This is a genomic window from Candidatus Mycobacterium wuenschmannii (assembly GCF_030252325.1).
Lineage (GTDB): Bacteria > Actinomycetota > Actinomycetes > Mycobacteriales > Mycobacteriaceae > Mycobacterium > Mycobacterium wuenschmannii.
Window position 1 is genome coordinate 3,299,332 of the sequence record NZ_CP126981.1, and the last position, 23,469, is coordinate 3,322,800.

General features: G+C 68.1%; 24 protein-coding genes and 2 pseudogenes. 14 read left to right on the top strand and 12 right to left on the bottom strand.

The window, feature by feature from the left end; translation table 11 throughout:
* The first annotated feature begins 162 nt into the window (after window positions 1-162).
* The 3 genes from PT015_RS15800 to PT015_RS15810 are packed head-to-tail and all read left to right on the top strand — an operon-like array spanning window position 163 to window position 3,331.
* Window positions 163-1,146 (top strand): alpha/beta fold hydrolase, encoded by a 984-nt coding sequence (locus PT015_RS15800; protein WP_285185637.1) that lies wholly within the window; start codon window positions 163-165, stop codon window positions 1,144-1,146.
* Complete coding sequence (locus PT015_RS15805) at window positions 1,143-2,318, top strand: LLM class flavin-dependent oxidoreductase (protein ID WP_285185638.1); 1,176 nt, start codon at window positions 1,143-1,145, stop codon at window positions 2,316-2,318. Before PT015_RS15800 ends, PT015_RS15805 begins: the two co-directional genes overlap by 4 nt.
* The gene (locus tag PT015_RS15810; protein WP_285185639.1) at window positions 2,318-3,331 is read left to right on the top strand and encodes a zinc-binding dehydrogenase; all 1,014 of its coding nucleotides are present in this window, start codon (window positions 2,318-2,320) and stop codon (window positions 3,329-3,331) included. The genes PT015_RS15805 and PT015_RS15810 overlap by 1 nt, the downstream gene beginning before the upstream one ends.
* Here PT015_RS15810 and PT015_RS15815 read toward each other — a convergent pair.
* Together PT015_RS15815 and PT015_RS15820 are read right to left on the bottom strand one after the other, a co-directional pair.
* Entirely contained in the window at window positions 3,328-4,560 is a 1,233-nt protein-coding gene (locus PT015_RS15815) for a PPE family protein (RefSeq protein WP_285185640.1), read from the bottom strand. The two genes, PT015_RS15810 and PT015_RS15815, sit on opposite strands and share 4 nt — an antisense overlap.
* A gap of 13 nt (window positions 4,561-4,573) precedes the next feature.
* Complete coding sequence (locus tag PT015_RS15820; RefSeq protein ID WP_285185641.1) at window positions 4,574-4,873, bottom strand: PE family protein; 300 nt, start codon at window positions 4,871-4,873, stop codon at window positions 4,574-4,576.
* Window positions 4,874-5,429: 556 nt separating this feature from the next.
* Between PT015_RS15820 and PT015_RS15825 the strand changes: the two genes are divergently transcribed.
* Window positions 5,430-6,824: an APC family permease gene (locus PT015_RS15825; RefSeq protein WP_390888026.1), complete on the top strand. Its 1,395-nt coding sequence runs from the start codon at window positions 5,430-5,432 to the stop codon at window positions 6,822-6,824.
* Between the two features lie 10 nt (window positions 6,825-6,834).
* Entirely contained in the window at window positions 6,835-7,542 is a 708-nt protein-coding gene (locus tag PT015_RS15830) for an SIMPL domain-containing protein (protein ID WP_285185644.1), read from the top strand.
* A gap of 7 nt (window positions 7,543-7,549) precedes the next feature.
* Here PT015_RS15830 and PT015_RS15835 read toward each other — a convergent pair whose 3' ends face one another.
* The 5 genes and pseudogenes from PT015_RS15835 to PT015_RS15850 all read right to left on the bottom strand — a co-directional run bounded on the left by PT015_RS15835 (window position 7,550) and on the right by PT015_RS15850 (window position 10,768).
* Window positions 7,550-7,972 (bottom strand): TOBE domain-containing protein, encoded by a 423-nt coding sequence (locus PT015_RS15835; protein WP_285185646.1) that lies wholly within the window; start codon window positions 7,970-7,972, stop codon window positions 7,550-7,552.
* Window positions 7,973-8,034: 62 nt separating this feature from the next.
* Window positions 8,035-8,394, bottom strand: a complete 360-nt coding sequence (locus PT015_RS24810; RefSeq protein WP_313824543.1) for a PPW family C-terminal domain-containing PPE protein — start codon at window positions 8,392-8,394, stop codon at window positions 8,035-8,037.
* 680 nt (window positions 8,395-9,074) lie between these two features.
* A pseudogene (locus PT015_RS24815) lies at window positions 9,075-9,569 on the bottom strand (PPE family protein); the annotation flags it as partial.
* A 3-nt stretch (window positions 9,570-9,572) separates the two neighbouring features.
* Window positions 9,573-9,881, bottom strand: a complete 309-nt coding sequence (locus PT015_RS15845; RefSeq protein ID WP_285185647.1) for a PE family protein — start codon at window positions 9,879-9,881, stop codon at window positions 9,573-9,575.
* A complete protein-coding gene (locus PT015_RS15850) occupies window positions 9,875-10,768 on the bottom strand; it encodes a hypothetical protein (RefSeq protein ID WP_285185648.1) in 894 nt (297 codons plus the stop codon). The genes PT015_RS15845 and PT015_RS15850 overlap by 7 nt, the downstream gene beginning before the upstream one ends.
* Before the next feature lie 571 nt (window positions 10,769-11,339).
* On the opposite strand from PT015_RS15850, the pseudogene PT015_RS24820 reads away from it, so the two are divergent.
* The 3 genes and pseudogenes from PT015_RS24820 to PT015_RS15865 form a co-directional block, all read left to right on the top strand.
* Window positions 11,340-12,005: pseudogene (locus tag PT015_RS24820) on the top strand (hypothetical protein); the annotation flags it as partial.
* 59 nt (window positions 12,006-12,064) lie between these two features.
* Entirely contained in the window at window positions 12,065-12,481 is a 417-nt protein-coding gene (locus PT015_RS15860; RefSeq protein WP_285185651.1) for a hypothetical protein, read from the top strand.
* Entirely contained in the window at window positions 12,478-13,266 is a 789-nt protein-coding gene (locus PT015_RS15865) for a hypothetical protein (RefSeq protein WP_285185652.1), read from the top strand. Before PT015_RS15860 ends, PT015_RS15865 begins: the two co-directional genes overlap by 4 nt.
* A gap of 27 nt (window positions 13,267-13,293) precedes the next feature.
* Here PT015_RS15865 and hpt read toward each other — a convergent pair whose 3' ends face one another.
* The 4 genes from hpt to dacB are packed head-to-tail and all read right to left on the bottom strand — an operon-like array spanning window position 13,294 to window position 17,271.
* The gene (hpt, locus tag PT015_RS15870; RefSeq protein WP_285185653.1) at window positions 13,294-13,896 is read right to left on the bottom strand and encodes a hypoxanthine phosphoribosyltransferase; all 603 of its coding nucleotides are present in this window, start codon (window positions 13,894-13,896) and stop codon (window positions 13,294-13,296) included.
* Entirely contained in the window at window positions 13,893-14,870 is a 978-nt protein-coding gene (gene tilS, locus PT015_RS15875) for a tRNA lysidine(34) synthetase TilS (RefSeq protein WP_285185655.1), read from the bottom strand. Before tilS ends, hpt begins: the two co-directional genes overlap by 4 nt.
* Window positions 14,849-15,889: a zinc-dependent metalloprotease gene (locus PT015_RS15880; RefSeq protein WP_285185656.1), complete on the bottom strand. Its 1,041-nt coding sequence runs from the start codon at window positions 15,887-15,889 to the stop codon at window positions 14,849-14,851. The genes tilS and PT015_RS15880 overlap by 22 nt, the downstream gene beginning before the upstream one ends.
* Window positions 15,886-17,271: a D-alanyl-D-alanine carboxypeptidase/D-alanyl-D-alanine endopeptidase gene (gene dacB, locus PT015_RS15885; RefSeq protein WP_285185658.1), complete on the bottom strand. Its 1,386-nt coding sequence runs from the start codon at window positions 17,269-17,271 to the stop codon at window positions 15,886-15,888. Before dacB ends, PT015_RS15880 begins: the two co-directional genes overlap by 4 nt.
* Window positions 17,272-17,384: 113 nt before the next feature.
* Between dacB and PT015_RS15890 the strand changes: the two genes are divergently transcribed.
* Window positions 17,385-17,873 (top strand): inorganic diphosphatase, encoded by a 489-nt coding sequence (locus tag PT015_RS15890; RefSeq protein WP_285185659.1) that lies wholly within the window; start codon window positions 17,385-17,387, stop codon window positions 17,871-17,873.
* A 5-nt stretch (window positions 17,874-17,878) separates the two neighbouring features.
* Here the strand turns inward: PT015_RS15890 and PT015_RS15895 are convergent, their stop codons facing one another.
* On the bottom strand, window positions 17,879-18,865 hold the full coding sequence (locus PT015_RS15895; RefSeq protein ID WP_285185660.1) for a TerC/Alx family metal homeostasis membrane protein: 987 nt from the start codon (window positions 18,863-18,865) through the stop codon (window positions 17,879-17,881).
* A gap of 200 nt (window positions 18,866-19,065) precedes the next feature.
* Here PT015_RS15895 and PT015_RS15900 point away from each other — a divergent pair, with 200 nt between their 5' ends.
* Genes PT015_RS15900 through PT015_RS15920 form a run of 5 tightly spaced genes read left to right on the top strand, consistent with a single transcriptional unit; the run spans window position 19,066 to window position 23,418 of the window.
* Entirely contained in the window at window positions 19,066-20,325 is a 1,260-nt protein-coding gene (locus PT015_RS15900; protein ID WP_285185662.1) for a hypothetical protein, read from the top strand.
* A 25-nt stretch (window positions 20,326-20,350) separates the two neighbouring features.
* The gene (locus PT015_RS15905) at window positions 20,351-21,043 is read left to right on the top strand and encodes a glycosyltransferase family 2 protein (RefSeq protein ID WP_285185663.1); all 693 of its coding nucleotides are present in this window, start codon (window positions 20,351-20,353) and stop codon (window positions 21,041-21,043) included.
* Window positions 21,040-21,381: a DUF2304 domain-containing protein gene (locus tag PT015_RS15910; RefSeq protein WP_285185665.1), complete on the top strand. Its 342-nt coding sequence runs from the start codon at window positions 21,040-21,042 to the stop codon at window positions 21,379-21,381. Before PT015_RS15905 ends, PT015_RS15910 begins: the two co-directional genes overlap by 4 nt.
* A gap of 25 nt (window positions 21,382-21,406) precedes the next feature.
* A complete protein-coding gene (locus PT015_RS15915; protein WP_285185666.1) occupies window positions 21,407-21,856 on the top strand; it encodes a hypothetical protein in 450 nt (149 codons plus the stop codon).
* A gap of 38 nt (window positions 21,857-21,894) precedes the next feature.
* Window positions 21,895-23,418 carry a neutral zinc metallopeptidase gene (locus tag PT015_RS15920; protein WP_285185667.1) on the top strand — a complete coding sequence of 508 codons (1,524 nt, stop codon included), beginning with the start codon at window positions 21,895-21,897 and terminating at the stop codon, window positions 23,416-23,418.
* The last annotated feature ends 51 nt before the right edge of the window (window positions 23,419-23,469 follow it).

Genomic DNA, 23,469 nt, shown 5'->3' on the forward strand with positions numbered 1-23,469 from the left:
GCAGCGGGTCACCACGTTCCTCGCTCCGGTGATCGCCAGATCGGCCGCAGGCCGAGCGCAGCCGGGCACCGGCGGTGAAGCCATAAATCGTCTCGGTCTCAACAACGAATCGAAGTTCCCGACACCTATCGAGTCGGGCCGCGCGTGTGCTTTGGTGAAGCGGTGTCTGCGCACATCACCGAACGGACCATCGACACCAACGGCGTGCGGTTGCACACCCTCGAGGCCGGCGAGCCGGGCGCACCGGTAGTGGTGCTGGCCCACGGCTTTCCCGAGACCTCATACTCCTGGCGTCACCAGATCCCGGCCTTGGCCGACGCCGGCTACCACGTGCTGGCGCCCGACCAGCGTGGCTATGGCCGAACCACCCGCCCCGACGACATCGCCGACTACAACGTCGCCAGCCTGTCCGGTGACCTGATCGGTCTGCTGGACGACGTCGGCGCCGACACGGCAGTGTTCGTCGGGCACGACTGGGGCGCGCCTGTGGCGTGGGGCTCGGCGCAACTGCACCCGGATCGGGTCGAAGCCGTCGTCGGCATGAGCGTGCCGCCGGTACCGCGGTCACAGGTCCCGCCGACCGCGGCGTTCCGGTCGATCTTCGGCGACAACTTCTTCTACATGCTCTATTTCCAGGAGCCCGGGGTGGCCGACGCCGAACTCGGCGGAAACCCGCGCCGCACGATCACCGCCATGCTGGGTGGGCTGACACGATCCGACGACCCGGCCGCGGCACTGCGGATGATCGCGCCCGGACCGGAGGGCTTCATCGAGCGGCTACCGGAGGCCGACGGCCTGCCGGACTGGATCACCGCGGACGAAGTCGACCATTACGTCGAAGAGTTCACCCGCACCGGGTTCACCGGCGGGCTGAATTGGTATCGCAACCTGGACCGCAACTGGGAACTGCTGGCCGACCCGCCGGCGGCCACCATCGACGTGCCGGCCATGTTCATCGGCGGAACCGATGACCCGGTACTGAGCTTCATGCGGCCCGACCGAGCCCAAGAGGTGGTGACGGGCCGCTATCGCGAGGTGCTGATCGACGGCGCGGGCCACTGGCTGCAGCAGGAGAAGCCGGATCAGGTCAACGAGCTGCTGCTGGACTTCCTGTCGAGCCTCCCGATCGGCGCGCAGCGGTCATGAACCGCCCGCTGAACTTCGGCGTCTTCGTCACCCCGTTCCACCCGACCGGCCAATCCCCCACGGTCGCACTGGAATACGACATGGACCGGGTCGTCGCGCTGGACCGGCTCGACTTCGACGAGGCCTGGTTCGGCGAGCACCACTCCGGTGGCTACGAGCTGATCGCCTGCCCAGAGGTGTTCATCGCCGCGGCCGCCGAACGCACCAAGCACATCCGGTTGGGCACCGGCGTGGTGTCGCTGCCGTATCACCACCCGCTGATGGTGGCCGACCGTTGGGTGCTGCTGGATCATCTGACCCGCGGGCGGGTGATGTTCGGCACCGGGCCGGGCGCATTGCCGTCGGACGCCTACATGATGGGCATCGATCCGATCGAGCAGCGCCGGATGATGGACGAGTCGTTGGAGGCGATCCTGGCGCTGTTCCGCGCCGATCCCGACGAGCGGATCAGTCGCCACTCGGACTGGTTCACCCTGCGTGAAGCGCAACTGCATATCCGCCCCTATACCTGGCCATATCCGGAAATATCAACGGCGGCAATGCTTTCCCCGTCCGGCCCGCGCCTGGCGGGCAAGATGGGGACCTCGCTGCTGTCGCTGTCGATGTCGGTCCCGGGCGGCTATGCGGCGTTGGAGAACACCTGGGGCGTGGTCGAGGAGCAGGCCGCCAAAGCCGGCCGGGTCCAACCGGATCGCGCCGACTGGCGGGTGTTGTCGATCATGCACGTCGCCGACACCCGCGACCAGGCCATCGACGACTGCACCTACGGCCTGCAGGATTTCGCCAACTACTTCGGCGCCGCCGGATTCGTCCCGCTGGCCAACTCTGTCGAGGGAGCGCAGACGCCGCACGAGTTCGTCGAAGACTATGCGGCCAAAGGCAATTGCTGTATCGGCAGCCCGGACGACGCGATCGCCCACATCGAAGACCTGCTCGACCGCTCCGGCGGATTCGGGACGCTGTTGATGCTCGGCCACGACTGGGCCTCCCCGGAGGCGACCTATCACTGCTACGAGTTGATGGCCCGCAAGGTCATCCCGCACTTCAAGGGTCAACTGGCGGCAGCCCGGTCGTCACACGAATGGGCCAAAGACAAGCGCGACGAATTGATCGGTCGCGCAGGGCAAGCCGTCGTCAAGGCGATCACCGAGCACGTCGGGGAGGGCGGCTGATGCGCGGATCGGTGCTGCGGGACGGCCGCATGGTGTACCGCGACGATCTTCCCGAACCGGTTCCCGGCCCCGGCCAGGTGCTGGTCGCGGTGCGGTCGTGCGGGATCTGCGGCTCGGACCTGCATTTCGCCTCGCACGGCGCGGAGGTGCTGTCGCTGAGTAGCGAGATGGCCAGCGGGGCTGGGGGAATGAGCGTCGATCTGGACCGGGACGTGTTCATGGGCCACGAATTCAGCGCCGAGATCCTCGAACCCGGTCCCGACACCGACACGCATCCGGCGGGAAGCCTGGTCACGTCGATCCCGGTGCTGCTCTCGGGCACCGACGTCGAAGCGATCGTCTACAGCAACACCACGGTGGGCGGCTATGCCGAGCGGATGCTGCTCTCGGCGCCTCTACTGCTGCCGATCCCCAACGGCCTTGACCCACAGCATGCTTCGCTCGCGGAGCCGATGGCGGTCGGCCTGCACGCGGTGAACAAATCGGCCATCGAACCCGGCGAGGCGGCGCTGGTGCTGGGCTGCGGGCCGATCGGCATCGCGGTGATCGCCGCGCTGCGCCTGCGCGGTGTGGAAAACATTGTGGCAGCCGATTTCTCACCGAAGCGGCGTGAGCTTGCCGCGACGATGGCCGCTCAGCAGACCGTCGATCCCGCGGCAGGGTCGCCGTTCGACGGCACGAAGGCCTCGGTGGTGTTCGACGCGGTCGGCGTGCCGGGGATCATCGACGACGTGATCCGCCGAGCGCGGCACGGCACCCGCCTGATCGTGGTCGGCGTGTGCATGCAGGCCGACACCGTCTACCCGTTCTTCGCGATCGCCAAGGAACTCAACATCCAGTTCGTGCTCGCCTACGGCCCAGACGAATTCGGACATTCACTGCGCGCGATCGCCGACGGCGACATCGATGTCAGCCCGATGATCACCGGCACCGTCGGTCTCGAGGACGTCGGGGCCGCCTTCGACGATCTCGGCGAACCCGAACGTCACTGCAAGATCCTGGTGACTCCCTAGCCCCCGACGAATGGACGAGCGACGACGGTCGGCTTGAAACCGTAACGGGGAGCGGCGAACTGCATGCCGCGGCCGCCGGTACCGGCCATCACCGGCGGGGCGCCCATGCTGTTGGCGACGGGCGTGAGCGGTTGCGACGACACCGGGGTGCCGAGGTTGCCGACCGGGGTGACGGCGGGGCTCACCGACGGGTTCACCCCACCCCAGGCCGGCGGCACCGACAACTTGCCCACCAGCTCCGCCTTGCCCAGGCCACCGAGAGCCCCGGCACCGGAAATGCCCGACGGCAGACTCGGTGGTGGAAGGGCCGCCGGGATCGCCTCGACCGCCGATACTTTCGCAGCACCTCCAAATTTGGTTGCCGCTTCGGCCAGCCCTTCGATGTCCTTGCTAGCGGTGGTGGACAGTCGGAAGGGGGAGATCAACCGGATGAACGTGTCGAAGGGTGTACTGCCATCCACCGTCTGCGAACCGGTCAGACCCTCGACGATGTCGCCCCAGACGCCATTGAGGACGAGGCCGTCGCCGTTGGAGTTGGGAAGGGTACCGGTCAGACCCAGCTGGGCCAGCAACTGTTCCAAAGTGAGGTCACCCGGCGCCGCCGGTGCGGCCGCGGCCGCCAAAGCATTGGTCACGTCCGTCCCGGCGCTGGATCCGACCGCCTGGGAGACAGCGGCCGCCTGGGCCCCGAGGCCGGCCGGGTTGGCCGACTCGGCGGTGGGCGCGAACGGCGCCAGCGTCGATGCCGCGGCCGACGCCCCCGCATAGCCGTACATGGCCGCCGCGTCCTGCGCCCACATCTCCGCATACATCGCCTCGGTGGCCAGGATCGCAGGGGTGTTCTGCCCCAGCAGGTTGGTGGCGATCAGTTGCATCAACAGTGCGCGGTTGGCGGCGATCTCCGGCGGCGGCACTGTCGCGATGAAGGCCGCCTCGTAGGCGCTGACGGCGGCCGAGGCCTGGGCCGCGACCTGCTCGGCCTGCACCGCGGTGCTGTTCAGCCACTCCACCTGCGCCTGCGAGGACGCGGCCATCGACGCCGCAGCGGGTCCCAGCCAGGACCCGTCGGTCAGCGCGGCGATCACGGCCTCGTAGGCGGCTCCCACGGTGTGTAGCTCGCCGGCGAGGCTCGCCCACGCCGAGGCCGCGCCGACCATGGGCGCCGAGCCGGGACCCGAATACATCAGACCCGAGTTGACCTCGGGCGGTAATGCTGCGAAATCAAACATGACTGTCGGTGACCTATCCGACCGCTGCGGCGTTGGCGGCCTCGGTGACCGCGTACGAGCCGGAGCTGGCGCCGAGCATGGTCGCCATGAACTCCTGAACGACCGCGGCGTGCGCGCTGACCGTTTGGTAGAGCTGCGCGTGCGACGCGAACTGGGCAGCCGTCAGGGCCGAGACCAGATCACCCGCGGCGGGAACCACCCCGACCGTCGGCGCCGCGGCGGCGGCGTTGCCGGCCTTGAGCGCCTCGTTGATGGTCTGCAATTTCCCCGCGGCCGCAGCCAGTACTTCGGGCTGCGCGATGACGTTCGACATGGTTCCTCCGAAAAGTGCTTGTGCTCAACAGCTTCAGTCAGCGTCGTCGCGACCGAAGCGGATCATCCGACACGTTAAGCGAGCAATGAGCCTTGAAAACACCCTCGGTAAAGCCTGTTCACCGTCGAGACAGTGACTATTCATTTTGCTGGAGACATGAGCTGACAGATAGGAAATCGGCCTGAAAGTTGTTGGAGTTCAGTATGATTAGAAGTCAATATGAACTTTCCGATGGAGGCCACATTACCCGTTAGGATTTGCTGAGGCTAGCTATGTTCAATATCTCGCGGGAGGTCTCCCGATCACGAGTCGTGGCGGAAGCTCGAAATAAGACGGCTCACAATACTTTTCACTCTATTGACCTCAAATATGTTGCACTGCACATGATTTGAATTATCTGATTAACATCGGAACCCCGCGTGAGAACCGACGGCTCCGCGCCTGACTCTCGCCTGACCATGTCGCACGGGGCATACGGTCGTGAGCTGGTATATCTTTGGTCCGAGCCGACCGAGGAGGCGCCATGTCCGCGCCGGCGCAGAGCCTGTCGCAGCAGATGCTGCGCCGCCGCCCCGTCAGCGGCGCGCCGGTCGCCGCGGGCGCCACGGATGAGCTGCAACGCAGTCTCGGCGTCTTCCTCTTGACGATGTTCGGGGTCGGCGAGACCGTCGGGTCGGGCATCTTCATCGTGCTGTCGCAGTCGGTGCCGCAGGCCGGCCCGGCCGTGGTCATCTCGTTCATCATCGCCGGTGTCGCGGCGGGCCTGGCGGCGATCTGTTACGCGGAGCTGGCCTCCGCGGTTCCGGTGTCGGGGTCGGCGTATTCCTATGCCTACGCCACTCTCGGCGAATTCGCGGCGATGGGCGTGGCCGCCTGCCTGCTGCTCGAGTACGCGGTGTCGGCCGCCGCGGTGGCGGTTGGCTGGAGCCAATACCTAAATAAGCTGCTCGACAACGTCTTCGGCTTCGCGCTGCCACAATCCATTTCGGCGGCACCTTGGGATCCGGAGCACGGCATGATCAACCTGCCTGCAATCGCTCTGGTGGCCCTGTGCACCCTGCTGCTCATCCGCGGCGCCAGCACCTCCGCCAAGGCCAACGCCGTGATGGTAATCATCAAAATCGGTGTCCTGGTGCTGTTCTCGGCGGTCGCGTTCACCGCGTTCCACGCGGGCAACTTCAAAGACCTGACCCCGTTCGGAGTGTCCGGGGTCAGCCTGGCATCGGGCACGATCTTCTTCGCCTACATCGGCCTCGACGCGGTGTCGACCGCCGGTGACGAGGTGAAAGACCCGCAGCGCACCATGCCGCGTGCGATCATCGCCGCGCTGCTGATCGTCACCGCGATCCACGTGCTCGTATCGGTCGCCGCCCTGGGTGCGCAGCGCTGGCAGGACTTCAAGGGCGAGGAGGCGGTACTGGCGGTGATCCTGGACCGCATCACCGGCAACACCGTGGGTAGCACCATTGTCTCAGCGGGAGCGGTGATTTCGATCTTCTCGGTCACCCTGGTGACGCTGTACGGGCAGACCCGAATCCTGTTCACGATGGGCCGTGACGGTCTGTTGCCGACGGCCTTCGCGAAGGTGAACCCCCGCACCATGACGCCGGTGCGCAACACGGTGATCGTGGCACTCGGGGTGGCGGTGCTGGCCGCGATGGTCCCGCTCGATCGGTTGGCCGAGATCGTATCGATCGGCACGCTGACGGCGTTCATCGTGGTGTCAGCCGGGGTGATCGTGCTGCGGATCCAGGAACCCGACCTGCCGCGCGGCTTCAAGGTGCCGGGGTATCCGGTGACGCCGATCCTGTCGATCGCGGCGTGCGCCTACATCCTGTTCAGCTTGCACTGGTACACCTGGGTCGCCTTCAGCGGTTGGGTTGCGGTGGCGCTGGCGTTCTACCTGGCGTGGGGCCGCCGGCACAGCGCCCTCAACCTCGACTGCGACTAGGGTGCCAAGCATGCGCGCCGCACTGCCGTTCCGCATCTTGCTCGCCATCGGCCTCGCCGCGACGGCGTCAGCCTGCGACCACGCCGCACCGGAAAAGGTCGGCGAACACCCGCGTCAGGTGACCGTCGTCGGCTCCGGCCACGTCCAGGGCGTCCCCGATACCCTCACCGCCGACGTCGGCATCGAATTCGTCGCCCGCGACGTCACCGGTGCGATGGATCAGACCAACACCCGCCAGGCGGCGGTGATCGACGCCCTGGCCGCCAACGGCGTCGACCGCAAGGACATCAGCACCACCGACGTCAGCCTGCAACCGCAGTACGACCCCGCGGGCGCCGTCATCACCGGATACCGCGCCGCCAACTCGATCCGAGTGAAGATCCACCCCACCGCGACGGCGTCGAAGCTGCTGTCAGTCATCGTGGGCACCGGCGGTGACGCGACCCGGATCAACTCGGTCAGCTACTCGATTGCCGACGACTCGCAACTGGTGAAAGACGCCCGGGCGCGGGCATTTCAGGACGCCAAGGACCGCGCCGCCCAGTACGCCCAGCTGTCCGGGCTCGGGCTCGGCGCGATCATCTCGATCTCGGAGACGTCCGGGAGCGCCACCCCCACGGTTGCCCCCGCGCCCCGGATGATGCCGGCCGCGGTGCCGCTCGAGCCGGGCCAGCAGACGGTGAGCTTCTCGGTCACCGCCGTCTGGGAGCTGCGCTGAGCGCCCCTCACTCTGCGGTCGGCTCGCCGAGCTTGTTGGGTGTTTCGACGATGACGGTCGTAGCCTTGACGATGGCGACAGCCAGACTGCCGGGTTCGAGCCGCAGTTCCTGCGCGGCTTCGGTGCTCATCAGCGACACCACCGTGTATGGGCCACATTGCATTTCGACCCGGGTCATCACTCGGTCGCTGAGCACATCGGTGACCAGCCCGACGAAGCGGTTGCGTGCCGAACTACTCACACCGAGCGGATCGGGCGGAAGCGGCGGCGCGTTGTTTCGCCAGAACTCGGCCAGGTCGCGCCCGGACACCACTTTGCGGCCGGCTTGATCCTGACTAGCCGCCAATGTGCCGTTGTCGATCCACCGCCGCACAGTGTCGTCGCTGACGCCTAGCAACTCGGCCGCCTCACGGATCCGCATAGAGGTCACCAGCGAATGCTAGCGGTGGCTGCACCGGGCAGAACACGCTTCGCTGCATCGCCCCACTACGCTCAGCCGATGCTGTGCCAGCTGCCTGGAGCCATCGGGATCGCCGGACCGTTACCAAACCCATTGGTAGTCATGGTGATCAGGCCTTTGGGACCTGACGCGTTGGATACGGCGGTGGTCCCGGTGAACCCGAGGCGGCCCGCACCTGCAGTCGTCACCTCCGGCCGCTCGAGGAGTCCGTCCGACTTATCCTCGGCGTCGTCGTCACCCGGTAGGTATTCGTAGCGGTAGCCGCGGTCGATGGCGACCACCCGGTCACGTCGCCGCGGCTTCGGAGGGCCGACGGGTGCGGCGGCGAGGTCCACGACGCCGTCGGCATTCACGATCGGATGCGGCACCGTGGCGCGCGACCGCGCGTTCACATCCGACGTTTCGGCGATCCTGCCCACAAGGTAGGCCAGTCCCTGCGCGTCGGTGATCGGGGGAGGGTTGCCGGGCGCGGGGGTGGCGCGGGTGCGGCGGCCGGCGTCGAGATGGTTGATGGTGTCGGCATCGGGGAGGGGTTCGTCACCGGGGCGGCGAGGGGATTCGCTGCGTGCACATGACCGGCCGTTGGCATCGCCGGCGGCGCCGGTGAGCCGACTGGCGGCACGGCGGGAATCGCCACAGGTTGCGTCAATCCCGCGACACCGACGATTCCCGACAAGCCGGCCAGGCCCACCACCGAGCTCAGGTTGGGGATAGCCATGTTGACCGCGAGCGGCAGCAGCAACGGCAACTCCTGGACCAGAAAGCGCAACGACCGAAGGGTCCAGTTGACTGCCCGAAATGTCTGCCACGCAACGAAATAACCGGAGAGTTGCAGAAATTGTGAGGGATCGGTCAGTCCCTGCCAGTTCTGCTGCAGCCAAAGAACTGCCTGTTGATTGCCTTGGGCGAAGTTCGACAGGTTTTGCAGGAACTGCGCGGGTGTCCAGTTGGGTTGACCCTGATTCGGGAACTGTTCGCCGTCGGGGCCGAAGATCATCTGCCAGATCTCGGCCGGCGTGGGTAGCTGGAATGAGCCCCCGCCCGCGCCCTGCCCGCCACCGCCGCCTCCTCCGGAGGCGGCGGCCTCGGCGGTGAGCTGATAGGCGCTCATCACGGTCGCCGCTTGTAACCACATTCGCGCATAGTCGGCCTCGTTCAGCGTGATCGGGATCGTGTTGATCCCCAGAAAGTTCGTTGCCATTAATACGCCGTGTACGACGTGGTTGGTCGCGAGTTCGGCCAGGCTGGGCATCGCGGCCAGCGCTGTGGTGTACGCGGCGGCGACCATCTCGTGCCGAGTGGCGGCCTCCGCGCTGACCACGCCGGCCAGCTGCAGCCAGGCCAGGTAGGGCTGGTGCGCAGCCAGATACTGCTCGGCCGCGGAGCCGCTCCACACGTGTTGCGCATCGGCCAATACCGCTCTGAGTTGTGTTGCAGCCGAGTCATATTGCGCGCTCAGCGAGGACCACGCGCCGGCCGCGGCCAAGAGTGGACCGATTCCGGGACCACTGCTCAACAAACCCGAGTGCACCTCGGGAGGGGACGCCATCCACACCGGTGCGGTCAAGCCTCAGCTCCCAGGCATCAGATAGGTCGCCGCGGCCGCCGCGTCGGCGGCGGCGTATTCTCCACCCGCTTGATCGACGCCTGCGCCCGCACGGCCGAGAACTTCGACGCCGCGCGCGACCGCGACTGCATGTTGCTGCCCCTGGGCTCTGAACACCGCCGCGGCCTGCAGCGACACCGCGTCCGCCGCCGGTGGCGCGAGCGCCCCGATCACCAACCCAGCCGCGGCTTGCGCCGACGCCAACTCGGCAGCGATGGCTTCCACCGCGGCGCTGGTTGCCGCGAGCCCCTCTGGGACAACTCGCATCACCATCGTGACTCCTTTCCGCCAGACCATCGACGATTACGTTGCGCTACAACAGAACTGAACCTGTCGACGCTCGACGCCACGCCCCAACCGAGTAGTCCGGCGGCGAGTCCGAACGCCAGGTGATAGAGCACCTTTTCGTTCAGCCCGGACGTTGGTCCCGCGCTCAGCTGGCCGCGATGCAGGCCGCCGGTGACAACGCCGAGCAGCGCGACGAGATGAATCGGAGCCGCCGCACACGCGACGAACCAGCCACGGTGTCCGACCAGCGGAATACAGCTGACCGCGTACAACAGGGTCGCGGCCGCCAGGTAGCGCGCGCTGGGCTGCACGCCAGGTGCGACATGCAGCACCTGCGTCGCAACGGTCGACGCCGCCCCGACCACGATTACCGATCCCCGATGACGCGCCGCGAGAATCGTCGCCACCAGCGCTGCCAGCCAAGCGAGCCCGCGATGACCGGGAAGTCCGAGTGGAATACGAAGATCCGCCGAGGCAACAACCATCACCGTCGCGAACGCGGGCACGCCGATCTCGCGAATTAGGCGCGCTGCCGTGCCGCCCGAGTTGGGCAGTACGGCGACGTCGCCACCAATAATCGGCTCAGCGCTCACAGCAAACCTCAAACTCGGACTGATCAGCATCAGAAATCCGCAGATTCCTGTGATAAGGGTGTCATAAAGCAGAATCTGCGGTAATCGTTTGCTTAAATTCAACTGAGAAATCCGGCGCTGCCGCCTGGGAGGACCTGACATGCCCCACAACTTGCGCGGCGCGCGTAGCCGCAACGGCCGTTCAGCTGGCAGATGCCGACGCGAGTTTCGTCCAGCACTGATCGCAGCGTCCGCGGCGGTCCTGCTGTCGGGGATGGCGCCGACGACAATGGCGCCCACGTCGCGCGCGGACTTCGTCGACCTGTTGTTCGATCCCTGGGCCGACTCGGTCGCGACGGCGGCGGGCTCGCTCGAGGCTGTCGCGAGCCTGCCCGTGGACGGGCTCCTCGACAGCGCGTTCACCAACTCGATGGCGGCGACCGAGGCCGCCGGTTCCGTGAGTTCAAGCTTTGTGCCCGAGGCGCTTGCGGCAGCCGAGCCCACCGCATCGATTGCCGAGTCCGGCTTCAGCTCGATGCTGGACTTCTTCAGCCAAATCCACGCTGCCGGCGAGACATTCCTCAACGACCCCGCCAACGCGACGCTGTTGCAGGCGATCAATGCGCCCTACGTCGAACTGTTCGGGCGCGAGCTCATCGGTAACGGCGTCGACAACTTCACCGGCGTCAACGACTCGCTGTTCGGCGGCTCGGGCATTTTCGGCGATCTCGGCGACGGCGGCTTCTTGTTCGGTGACGGCGGAGCCGGGGCGCCCGGCGAGGCCGGCATCAACGCCGGAGCCGGATTCGCCGGCGGCGACGCGGGCTACTTCGGCGACGGCGGCATGGGCGGCGCGGGAGTCGACGGAGGGGCGGGCGGCGCGGGTGGTGCCGGAGGTTCACTGTTCGGCGACGGTGGCGTTGGCGGAGCGGGAGGATCGGCCACTCTCGCCGGCGGCGCAGGTGGGGCCGGCGGCGCGGGCGGAAACGCAGGCGAGTGGTTCGGCAACGGCGGCAACGGCGGGGCCGGGGGCGCCGGAGCGGCGAGCACTGACAACTCGAGCGGCGGCATGGGCGGCAACGGCGGCGCGGGCGGCAATGGTGCTGCGCAGTTGGGCGGAAATGGCGGCGACGGCGGCGCGGGGGGTGCCGGAGGTAACGGGACAGCCGGGGTGGCGACGTCCCACGGTGGCGCCGGCGGGCGCGGCGGCAATGGTGGCAGCGCGGCACTCCAGTCCGGCGACGGCGGGCGCGGCGGCAACGGCGGCAACGGCGGATTCGCCGGAGTTCGAGGCGCGGGCAGTCCCGGCGGGCAGGGAGGCGCCGGCGGACTGGGCGGCGCGGGGAGCATCTCCGGGGAGTCGGGTGCGAACGGCGCTCAGGGAACAACGCCGGGCAGCGGCGGCGGTGGAGGTACCGGCGGCGGTGGAGGTACCGGCGGCGGTGGAGGTACCGGCGGCGGAGGAGGCTGCGGCGGAGGCCCGGGCGTAGGCGGACCCGGCGGACCCGGCAGCGGTACCGGCGGCGGCACCTGCTGAGCGGGCACATCGGCTGTTCCACAGGAGCTCGCACCGGCCACGCCGGCATCGGGCGGCTCGTGGCATCGTTCGCGGCGACGGCCGGCATCGGTCTCGTCGCCTGCGACACGGCGCACACCGCGGACGGCCCAGCCTCCGGCGAGGTCGCCGTGCAGCAGAATGGCCACCAGCTCGCCCGGCTGACTTTGGTTCAGCTGCAACACCTTCCACAGGCCGACATCGCAACTCCGCAATCGCGCGGCGCCAAGATCCAACGCGGCCCCACCGTGCGTACGGTCCTCGCAGCGGCGGGCGCCCAACGAGTACACAGCGTCCGCGTGGAGGGCCGCGACACCCCGCAAACGCTCGCGGCGGCCGAGCTCACCGAGAAGCTCATTCTGTGCGTCACCAAGCGACAGACGCTGAAGCTCGCCGGTACCGATCTCGGCGTCGAACGGTGGGTACGCGATGTCTCGACGCTGGTCGTGAACCCATGACGCGACCTTCCGCGTTGGGGCGGGCGGACGTATTCATCGGCATCGACGACACCGACGACCACAGGAGCCCCGGAACCGGCCGTCGCGCCCGCGCGCTGCTTGCCGACCTGACGACGGCGGGCCTGGGGACCCCGGCCGGGGCGACGCGCCACCAATTGCTGGTCGATGACCGAATTCCGTACACCTCACACAATTCCAGTGCCTGCCTCGCTTGGCAGAGCTCGAACGGAGACCCGGAGGCCGTACGAGACGACGTGATTGAACTCGCGGGACGATTCCTCGAGCGCGTCTGCCCACCCGACGCCGACCCAGGTCTGGCGGTCGCGATTCCGACGGACCTGGGGCGGTGTCGGCATGCGGTGATCCAGTTCGGACTCCGTGCGAAGTGCGAAGTGCTCCACGCCGAGCAGGCACATCTCCTGGCCGCCGAGGCAGGCGTACACCTGTCCGGGCACGGCGGCACCGACGGCGGTGTCATCGGCGCGCTCGCCGCGATCGGCTTGCAGATCTCCGGTGACGACGGACTGTTCATCACTCTGCCGGGTATCGAGACACTACCTCTCACAACAACTTTCGAGGCGCTACTCGATCGCACGACGATCGACGACGCCCGCGACGGCGAGCATCGGCGCCCGCACCCTGCCGAGACGATTCAGTTGGGTGATTGGGTGCGTCCCGTCCTGCTGCGCGGCGCCGCTGTGCTGCTCCTGGAACCGCCGAGCCGGCAGCCGGACGGCAGTCGGATCTGGCGGACCGCCTCCCGAGCAGTTGTCAAACAGCACTGAGGACTCGGAACCTCGGTTGAGCGACCGTTAGTCCTGGTAGACCCGCGGGTCCAGGGTGCCGATATAGGGCAGGTCGCGGTAACGCTCGTCGTAGTCCAGGCCGTAGCCGACGACGAACTCGTCGGGGATGTCGAATCCCACGTAAGCGATGTCGGTGTTGGCCCGCAACGCGTCTGGCTTGCGCAGCAGGGTGCACACCCGCAGCGAGTGTGGGCGCCGGGTGGCCAAGTTGCGCAGCAGCCAGGACAGCGTCAGGCCGGAGTCGACGATGTCCTCGACGATCAGCACGTCGCGGTCGTTGATGTCTCGGTCGAGGTCTTTGAGGATCCGCACCACACCCGACGACGACGTTGACGAACCGTACGAGCTGACCGCCATGAACTCGAACTGGGTCGGCAGCGGAATCGCGCGCGCCAGATCGGTGACGAACATGACCGCGCCCTTGAGCACGGTGACCAGCAGCAGGTCGCGGCCGCCGTCGCCCGCCCGGTCGCGGTACTCGTCGCCGATCTGGGCGCCTAGTTCGGCGATGCGGGTCTGGATCTGGTCCTCACGCAGCAACACCGACTTGATGTCCCCCGGATACAGCTCCGGTGTCTCCGCTGCCACGACCACAGCGTGCCACGTCACCCGGCCGAGGGCCAGACGGGCTCCCGGTGCAGCGTCAAAATCCCGCCGCGGCGCCCCGCGACCAACCGCTGCCGGCGCAGCGTGGACCCGACCGCCACCCCACCCTGGCCGCGCCAGTCAGTGACCAATGCATCCACCCCGCGAATCTGCTTGTCGGTCAATCCAATCGCGCCCCCGTCGATCAGCCAGCTGCGGATGACGCCGCGGCGGATCGGATCGGGGAGCGCGGCCAACACCCGGGCGTCGGGGCCGTCGGCAGTCATCGCGGTGCTCGTCGCCTGGCCGATCAACGAGTCGATCAACTCGGTGTCGCCGCGCAGGGCGGTCGCGGTGCGGGCGAGCGCCTCGGCCACTCCCCCGCCGAGCACGTCTTCGAGCAGCGGCAGCACTTCATGACGCAGTCGGCTGCGGGTGAACCTGGCATCGGCGTTATGGGGGTCGTGCCAGGCGCTCAGGCCCAGTTCCGCACATGCGGCGTGGGTGGTCGCGCGCCGGATGCCCAGCAGCGGCCGGCCCCAGGGCGGGTCGTAGGGACGCATTCCGGCGATCGACCGCGCACCCGACCCGCGGCCCAGCCCGAGCAGCACCGTCTCGGCCTGGTCGTCCAGCGTGTGGGCCAGCAGCACCGACCGGTCGCCACGGGCCTCGTCCAGCGCCCCGTAACGGGCAGCGCGCGCCGCGGCCTCCGGACCACCGTCAGCGCCGACGTGCACGCAAAGCACCTGAGCCGCAACGCATCCCAGATCTCGGGCCGCCCGCTGCGCGGCGGCCGCGACCTCGGCTGAGCCGGGTTGCAGGCCGTGGTCGACGATCAGCGCGGTGGTGGGCCGCAACGACGCGGCAAGGGCGGTGAGCGCCAACGAATCCGGGCCGCCGGACAACGCCACGCACCACTGGTCGGCGGTGTCGACATGTTCCGCTGCGAACGCCGCCACCGCCGTGCGGAGTTCGGCTACAGCACCCGGTCGATCCACCGTTGCGGGTATTCGATCTCGATCGGGCGGGGCAGGGTGTCCGGGCTCGTCCAGACGGCGTTGAACCGGTCCATGCCGACACGGCCCACCACGTGGTCGACGAACGCCTTGCCCCGGGTGTACTGGCTCAGCTTGGCGTCGATACCGAGCAGGGCACGCAGCAGTCGCTGCAGCGGTGGCTGCTTGCGGTTACGCCGCTCGTCGAACCGGGCGCGGATGGTCGCTACCGACGGAACTACAACGGGCCCAACGGCATCCATCACATGGTCGGCGTGGCCCTCCAGTAGGGTACCGAGCACCAGCAACTGGTCGAGCGCCGCGCGTTGCGGCTCGGACTGCACGGCGCGCAGCAAGCCGAGGATGCCGGCGGAATTCGGGTCCTGTCCCGAATCTCCTCTGCTGCGCACGATTTCGACCAGCCGGCCGACCACCTGGGTCAGGTCCTCACTGCCGTCGGTGGTGAGCACGCCGAGCGCCTGCGACATGTAGCCCGTCAGCCACGGGTTGGCGGTGAACTGCACCCGGTGGGTGACCTCGTGCAGACAGACCCAGAGCCGGAAGTCGGCCGGGTCGACGCGCAATTGCCGTTCCACCGCAATGACATTCGGATATACGAGCAGCAGCGTGCCATCGTCGTTGAAGGGGTCGTACTGGCCGAGGATCCCCGTGGAGACGAAGGCGAGCACCGCGCCGGTCTGCGCGCCGGTGATGCGGCCACTGATCGCGCCGCGCGGCTTGTCGGTTCCGCCGGTCATCGCCCGCATCGACTGGGACGCGGCCTGGATCCAACCCGGGCGGTCGACGATGCGCGCCTCGGGCACGGCCCCGTCGACCCGCAGACCGGTCACGTCGCGCACCGGCGGTTCGGCGGCTTTCGCCGCGGTGGACAGGTTTTCGATCACCTGGCGGCGGGTGTAGTCCGTCGACGGTGGTCCGGGCCGGGCCAGCCACTGACCGACCGTCGCCGCGAATCCCCAGTCGACCGCGCGGCCGACGGTGAGGTCGGGCGCCGAGGTCATGTCACGCATCCACACGACCACAACGTGGCCGCCACCGCGTCGATCGCTGTGCGACCGGACATTCCGGCGTCGTTGGAGATCAGCGCGAAGCTGAGCACCCGTCCGCTGCGATCGGTCACCACGCCGGCCAGCGCGTTGATCGCAGTCAGGGAACCGGTTTTGGCGCGCAGCCAGCCCGCCGGCCCGGAACCCGCCGGGGTGCCGTCGATGAAGCGGTCGGACAGCGTGCCGCTGCCACCGGCGATCGGCAGCAGGTCCAGCAGCGGGCGCAGTGTCGGCTCGTCCGGGCCGGCGGCCGCCTGCACCACGGAGTCGAGGGTTTTCGCGGTCAGCCGGTCGTCGACGGACAGGCCGCTGGAGTCCCGCAGTATCGCGCTGCCGGTGTCGATGTGCGCGGTGCCGAGCCGGTTGGTCACGGCGGCCACGGCGCCGGTGAAGCTAAGCGGCCGTTGCATCGCGGCGGCGACCTCACGGGCGATGCTCTCGGCCATCACGTTGTCCGAGACGTTCATCATCTCGTTGAGCCGCTCGATCAGCGGGGCCGACTGGACCGCGGCAAGTTGGCGCGCACTGGAGTCGACGGGCCGGTTGGTGACCGTCACTCGCTGCGGGTCCACGCCCAGCGCGGCGGCCAACGCGTGGCCCGCGTCCAACGCGGGTGTGGTGGATCGCCGCGACTCGTCGGTGGCCGGCTGGATGCGTCCGGCGTCGAGCATCACCGACTCGATCGGTGCGATGTCGCCGCCCTCGATGTCGGCCGGATCCCAGCCGGGGGCGAACGTCGGCCCGGTGAACAGCGACGTGTTCACCTCGACGGCCGTCGGCGTCACACCGCTGCGCCGGACCTGATCGGCGAGGTCGCTGAGCCGCGGCGCGTGGTGGTACCAGGTGCTCTGACCGGGTGCCGCGCCCGACAGCGTCGGGTCGCCGCCGCCGACCAGCACGACGGTGCCCGAATCGCTGCCGGCCACCACGCGGGTCGTCACCCGGGCGTTGCGATCCAACGCGAGCAGCGCTGCGGCGCTGGTGAGCGTCTTGTTCGTCGACGCCGGTTGCAGGAGCACGTCGTCGGACTGCTGCCAGAGTTCCTCGCCGGTCATCGCGTCGGTGACCCGCGCGCCCAGCTTGCCCAGGTTCGGATCCGCCGCCACCAGAGCCAGCGCCGCGGCCAGCGCGCTATGGCTGGGGACCGGGGCGTTCGCCGCGACCGGGACGACGCCGGGTTTCACGGTGACGGCCGGCGGTGGGGGCGCGACGTGCGCGCTGGCGCCGTTCCCGCTGGAGGTGAGCAGCGCGGCGGCGGCCACCAGGGCCGCGACTACCGCCAGCACGCCCGCTCCCACGATCAGGTGGGTAGACGTCCGCCACTGAGTGGGACGCATGACTCTCCTGCCTTCTTTGCGCCTATTGTGCCGAAACCCCGGCGGACCACCGTCGCGCGGGAGCCCTACGATCAACGCCAGGTAACAATTCTCTTCGCGAAGGAGCCGGACCGGTGCAATTCGACGTGACCGTCGAGATCCCCAAGGGTCAGCGCAACAAATACGAGGTCGACCACGAGACCGGCCGGGTCCACCTGGACCGCTACCTCTATACGTCCATGGTGTATCCGACGGACTACGGCTTTTTCGACGACACGCTCGGCGAGGACGGCGACCCGCTGGACGCGCTGGTGCTGCTGCCGCAGTCGGTGTTCCCGGGCGTGGTGGTGAAGGCGCGTCCGGTCGCGATGTTCCGGATGACCGACGAGGCCGGCGGCGACGACAAGGTGCTGTGCGTGCCCGCTAAGGATCATCGCTGGGACCACATCCAGGACATCGACGACGTGCCGCAGAACGAGCTCGACGAGATCAAGCACTTCTTCACCCAGTACAAGGCGCTCGAGCCGGGCAAGTTCGTCAAGGCCGCGGACTGGGTGGGCCGCGAGGAGGCCGAGGCCGAGGTGCAGCGGTCGATCGAGCGGTTCAAAACAGAGGGCCACTAGACCGTTCAGGCCTGGTCGTCCCCGCGGGTCGCGACGATGCTCGCGACCGCGGCCACCACCAGCGTCGCCGCGATCACGCCGAGGCTGACCAGCGTAGGTATCTCCGGGACGTCGAAGTGCTTGCCGCCGTTGATGAATGGCAGATCGTTCTCGTGCATCGCGTGCAGGATGAGCTTGGCGCCGATGAACACCAGGATGACCGCGAGTCCCTTGGACAGGTAGACCAGGCGCTGCAGCAGACCCTCGACGATGAAGTACAGCTGCCGCAGCCCCATCAGCGCAAAGACGTTGGCGGCCATGACCAGATACGGCTCCGAGGTGAGGCCGTAGATCGCGGGGATCGAGTCCAGCGCGAAAACCAGGTCGGTGGCGCCGAGCGCGAGGACGACCAGCGCCATCGGCGTGATCGACCGTCCCGCAACGCCATTCGCGTCGGAGCCGGTCACGACCAACTTGCGTCCGTGCCACTCGTCGGTGACGCGCAGGTGGTTTCGGGCAAATCTGACCAACGCGTTCTCGCCACCGGAGTTGTGCGTGGCGCCGCGGGCCAGCCGCACCGCGGTGTAGACCAGGAACGCGCCGAACACGTAGAACACCCAGGTGAAGCGCTGAATGGCCGCCGCGCCCAGCGCGATGAAGATGCCGCGGAACACCAGCGCTATCACGATGCCGATGAACAGGGCCTCGCGCTGATAGATCCGCGGCACGCCGAAGCCGGCCATCAGGATGACGAAGATGAACAGGTTGTCCACCGAGAGGCTGTATTCGGTGAGCCACCCGGCGAAGAACTGGATCGCGAACTGGTGGCCGTGGAAGATCCACAGCCAGACGCCGAAGACCCCGGCGAGCGCGATGTAGATCGACAGCCCCACCGCGGAGCGGCGCATCGTCGGCTCCTGACCGGCCCGGCGAGCCATCACCGCGACGTCCGACAGCAGGACTGCGATCGTCACCGTCAGGGTCACGGCCCACTCGAGCGGGTGGACGTGCATGCGGATACCTCCGGCCGTTGACAACCGGAGGTCTCTTCCACCACCGCCGGTCGCGGTGGCCCGCGAGCCGGTCGCCCGATGACGGGCGACGTGATGACGACTCTGCGGTGTGAGGAATACTCCCCTCCGCCGTGCAGTCTGTCAGGTCGGTGCAGCCGCAGCATGCGGAGGGCACCGACGGCTGTGAGTATTTTCGAACGGTGACCGAAGTGGGCGGCAGCCCTGGCGTCGGAGCCTTCGCCAGCCCGATCGCCCGTAGCAGCGTGGCCCGGGTGGCGACCGCGACCGCGGTGACCGCGGTCTGCGGCTATGCGGTGGTCTATCTCGCCGCCCGTGACCTCGCGCCGGCCGGCTTCTCCGTCTTCGCGGTGTTCTGGGGTGCGTTCGGGCTGGTCACCGGCGCCGCCAATGGGCTGCTGCAGGAGACCACCCGCGAGGTCCGCTCCGCCGGCTACGCCGAGATTCTGCCGGACGCCCGCACGCATCCGCTGCGGGTGGCGGCGATGGTCGGGATCGGCGCGGCCATCGCGATCGCGGGCAGTTCGCCATTGTGGAGCGGACGGGTGTTTGCCCAGTCGCACTGGCTGTCGGTGGCGTTGCTCAGCGTCGGCCTGGCCGGGTTCTGCCTGCACGCCACGCTGCTGGGCGTGCTGGCCGGCACCAACCGCTGGACGCAGTACGGGTCGCTGATGGTGACCGACGCCGTCATCCGGGTCGCGGTCGCGACGGCCACGGTGCTGATCGGCTGGGGCCTGGTCGGGTTCCTCTGGGCCACCGTCGCCGGCGCCCTGGCCTGGCTCATCATGATCGTGGCCTCACCGGTGACGCGGGCGGCGGCCGGCCTGGTGACCCCGGGCGGCGTGACGACCTTCCTGCGCGGCGCCGCGCATTCCATCACCGCGGCCGGGGCCGGCGCGATTCTGGTGATGGGTTTTCCGGTGCTGCTGAAGGTCACATCCAGCCAACTCGGCGCCCAGGGCGGCGTGGTCATCCTGGCGGTGACGTTGACCCGGGCTCCGCTACTGGTCCCGCTCACCGCGATGCAGGGCAATTTGATCGCGCACTTCGTCGACCAGCGCGCGGCGCGGCTGCGGGCGCTGCTGGCGCCCGCAGCCGTCGTCGCCGTCGTCGGCGCGATCGGCGTGCTGGCCGCCGGCCTGCTCGGACCGTGGCTGCTGCGGGCCGGGTTCGGCCCGGACTATCACGCGGGGGGCGCGTTGCTGGCATGGCTGACCGCTGGGGCGCTGACCATCGCGATGCTGACGCTCACCGGGGCGGCCACGGTCGCGGCCGCCCTGCACCGGTCGTACGCGATCGGTTGGGTGTGCGCGACGGTGGCGGCGGCGCTGCTGCTGTTGCTACCGCTGCCGCTGGCGACCCGCACGGTGGTCGCGTTGCTGTGCGGTCCGCTGGTCGGCATCGCAGTCCACCTCGTCGCGCTTGCGCGTGCGGGCCGCTGATCTGCGTGTATTTTGTGGGCTTGATATGCCCGCAGAAACGCGCGACGTCTGGATCGTGGTGCCCGCCTTCAACGAAGCGGGCGTCATCGGCGACGTGATCGCAGAACTGCGGTCGGTGTTCGGCAACGTGGTGTGCGTGGACGACGGCAGCGCCGACGACACCGGCGACCTCGCGCTGCGGGCCGGGGCACATCTGGTGCGCCACCCGGTGAACCTCGGTCAGGGTGCCGCCATCCAGACCGGCGTCGAGTACGCCCGCAGTCAGCCCGACGCGCGGATTTTCGCCACCTTCGACGCCGACGGGCAGCACCGCGTCAGCGACGTGCTCGCGATGATCGACAGGCTGGCGACCGAGTCCGCCGACATCGTCATAGGCACCCGCTTCGGGCCCGGGGTCAGCCGGCCTCCGTTGCTGAAACGCGTTGTGCTGCAAACCGCCACGCGGCTGAGCCCGCGCGGCCGCCGACTGGGCCTGACTGACACCAACAACGGGCTGCGGGTGTTCAACAAGACCGTCGCCGACCGGCTCGACATCACCCTCAACGGCATGAGCCACGCCACCGAATTCGTCATGCTGATCGACGAAAACCGTTGGCGGGTAGCCGAACAACCGGTCGAGGTGCTCTACACCGAGTACTCCTCGGCCAAAGGCCAACCGCTGCTCAACGGGGTCAACATCATCGTCGACGGGTTTCTGCGAGGGAGGATGCCGCGATGAACTGGATTCAGGGCCTGCTGATCGCCTCGATCATCGCGTTGCTGGTTTACCTACTGCGGTCGCGACGCAGTGTCCAGTCGCAGGCCTGGGTCAAGGTCGGCTTCGTGCTGTTCGTGCTGGCCGGTGTGTATGCGGTGCTGCGGCCCAACGACACGACGGTGGTGGCGCACTGGCTGGGGGTAGCCCGCGGCACCGACCTGATGCTCTACGCACTGATCGTCGCGTTCAGTTTCAGCACGCTGAGCACCTATCTGCGGTTCAAGGATCTCGAGGTGCGCTACACCCGGCTGGCGCGCTCGATCGCGCTGGACAACGCCCAAAAACCCGACTCCCGCTAGCCGCTCATACCCGAAAGGCACTGCGATGCAACGTTTCTCGATCGCCGCTTGGTCAACAGTCGTGGCGCTGCTCGCCCCTGCCCCGGTGGCGACAGCGAGCAGCCAGACCGACCTCGCCGATTGGCTGTCCCGGGCGGCGCCACACGTCGAGGCGATCCACAAGGCGGAAAGCGACGCGTACGCCGTCATCGCGGCCCGCGGCCGGATCGACGACGACAAGCTGAAGCAGAGTTGCGGCCGCCTGCATGACGCCAACGAGGCCCTGCGCGAAGTGATGCCGACGCCGAACCCGAACCTCACGGCCGAGGTTCAGCAGGCCATCGACAACTTCGACAGCGCGTCAGAGTCCTGCACGGAGTATTTCAACACCGACGACGACGCCAAACTCAACGACTTCTGGTCTCATTCGCGCACCGCGGAGCAACACCTGTCCAGCGCCGACTCCATTCTGGTCGGGCTCACCCCGTCGAAATGATGCGCGACCGTTTCCCCGAACCCCGTGGAGGTAGCCCGGTGACCCGAGTCCTACGCACCGCCGTCGTCATGGCCGGCGTCCTGACGCTGGTGCTGGCTTGCTCGAAGCCTTTCCCGCCACCGCACGTGGCCCCGCCGACCCTGACGCAGCCCAACCCGTCGAAGGTGGCGGACAAGCCCGTCGAGAACGGGTTCTCCGGATTGCGGCCCGACGCCCCGCCGCCGACCCGGACAGTGACCGACGGAGACGGCGGCGAGATCGACAACTTGGCGGCGCTGGCCGTGTCGGACGTCGAGCAGTTCTGGACCGGGGCCTACGCAAAACCGTTGGACGGCAAGTTCGCTCCCGTCAACGACCTGTTCTCCTACGACTCCCGCTACAAGAACGGCATGTTCTGCGCCAGCGACACCCATGGCGTTCCGAACGCGTTCTACTGCCCGATCAAGGGCACCAACTGCCCCGACGACCGGCCCAGCCCGCCGGGTGAGTGCACCAACTCCTACAACACCATCGGCTGGGATCGCGGCGTGCTGCTGCCCGAGCAGCGCCGCACCGGCGGCGACATGGGCGTGGTGGTTGTGCTGGCCCACGAGTACGGGCACGCGGTCCAGCGGATGGCCGGCCTCGACATCAAGGACAAGGCGTCCGCCACGGTGGGTGAACAGCAGGCCGATTGCTACGCCGGGGTCTACATGCGCTGGGTCGCCGACGGCAAATCCAAGCGCTTCACGCTGAGCACCGGCGACGGCCTGACCAAACTGCTTTCGGTGATGATCGGCATCAGCGATTCGCTTGTCACATCGGCGATTTCGGAACGACAGAAGCGCCGGCAGGTGCACGGCTCGGCCTTCGAGCGCGTGACGGCCTTCCAGTTCGGGTTCGACGGCGGGGTGCCCGCATGCGCGGGGATCGACGAGAAAGAGATCGAGCAACGGCGCGGCAATCTGCCCAAGGAGTTCGTCCAAGAGGGTGAGACCGGCGAATTCCTGATCAGCCCGGACTCGGCGAAGACCATGGTCGAGGTGTTGGGCAAGCTGTTCCCGCTCGCCCCACCACCGCAGCTCAGCTTCGATCCGGCCTTCTGCCCCGACGCCCGGCCCAACCCGACGGCGTCGTATTGCCCAGCCACCAACACCATCACCGTCGACATGCCCGCCCTGACGCTGATGGGCACGAGTCTGGCCCGCGGCGGCCCGTTCCAGGGTGCGGGTCCGCTGTTCGGTGACTACAGCGCGTTCTCGGTGCTGGCATCGCGATACCTGCTCGCGGCGGAGAAGCAGCACGGGACGCTGCCACTGGACAACACCAACACCGGCCTGCGCACGGCGTGCCTGACCGGGGTGTTCACCACGAAACTCGCCAAGCCCGTGAAGATTTCGAGTGGCGTCAGCATCGCGTTGAGCGGCGGCGATCTCGACGAGGCGGTATCGGGCATCCTGACCAACGGTCAGGTCGCCGGCGACGTCAACGGTCAATCGGCGGCATCGGTGTTCGCGCGGGTGAACGCGTTCCGCAGTGGGGTGCTCGGCGACGAGGACGGCTGTTACAAGCGCTGGCCGTGATCGACGGTCAGAATTGGTGCGTGGCCCTCTGCGGCACGGCAGTTAGGCTTT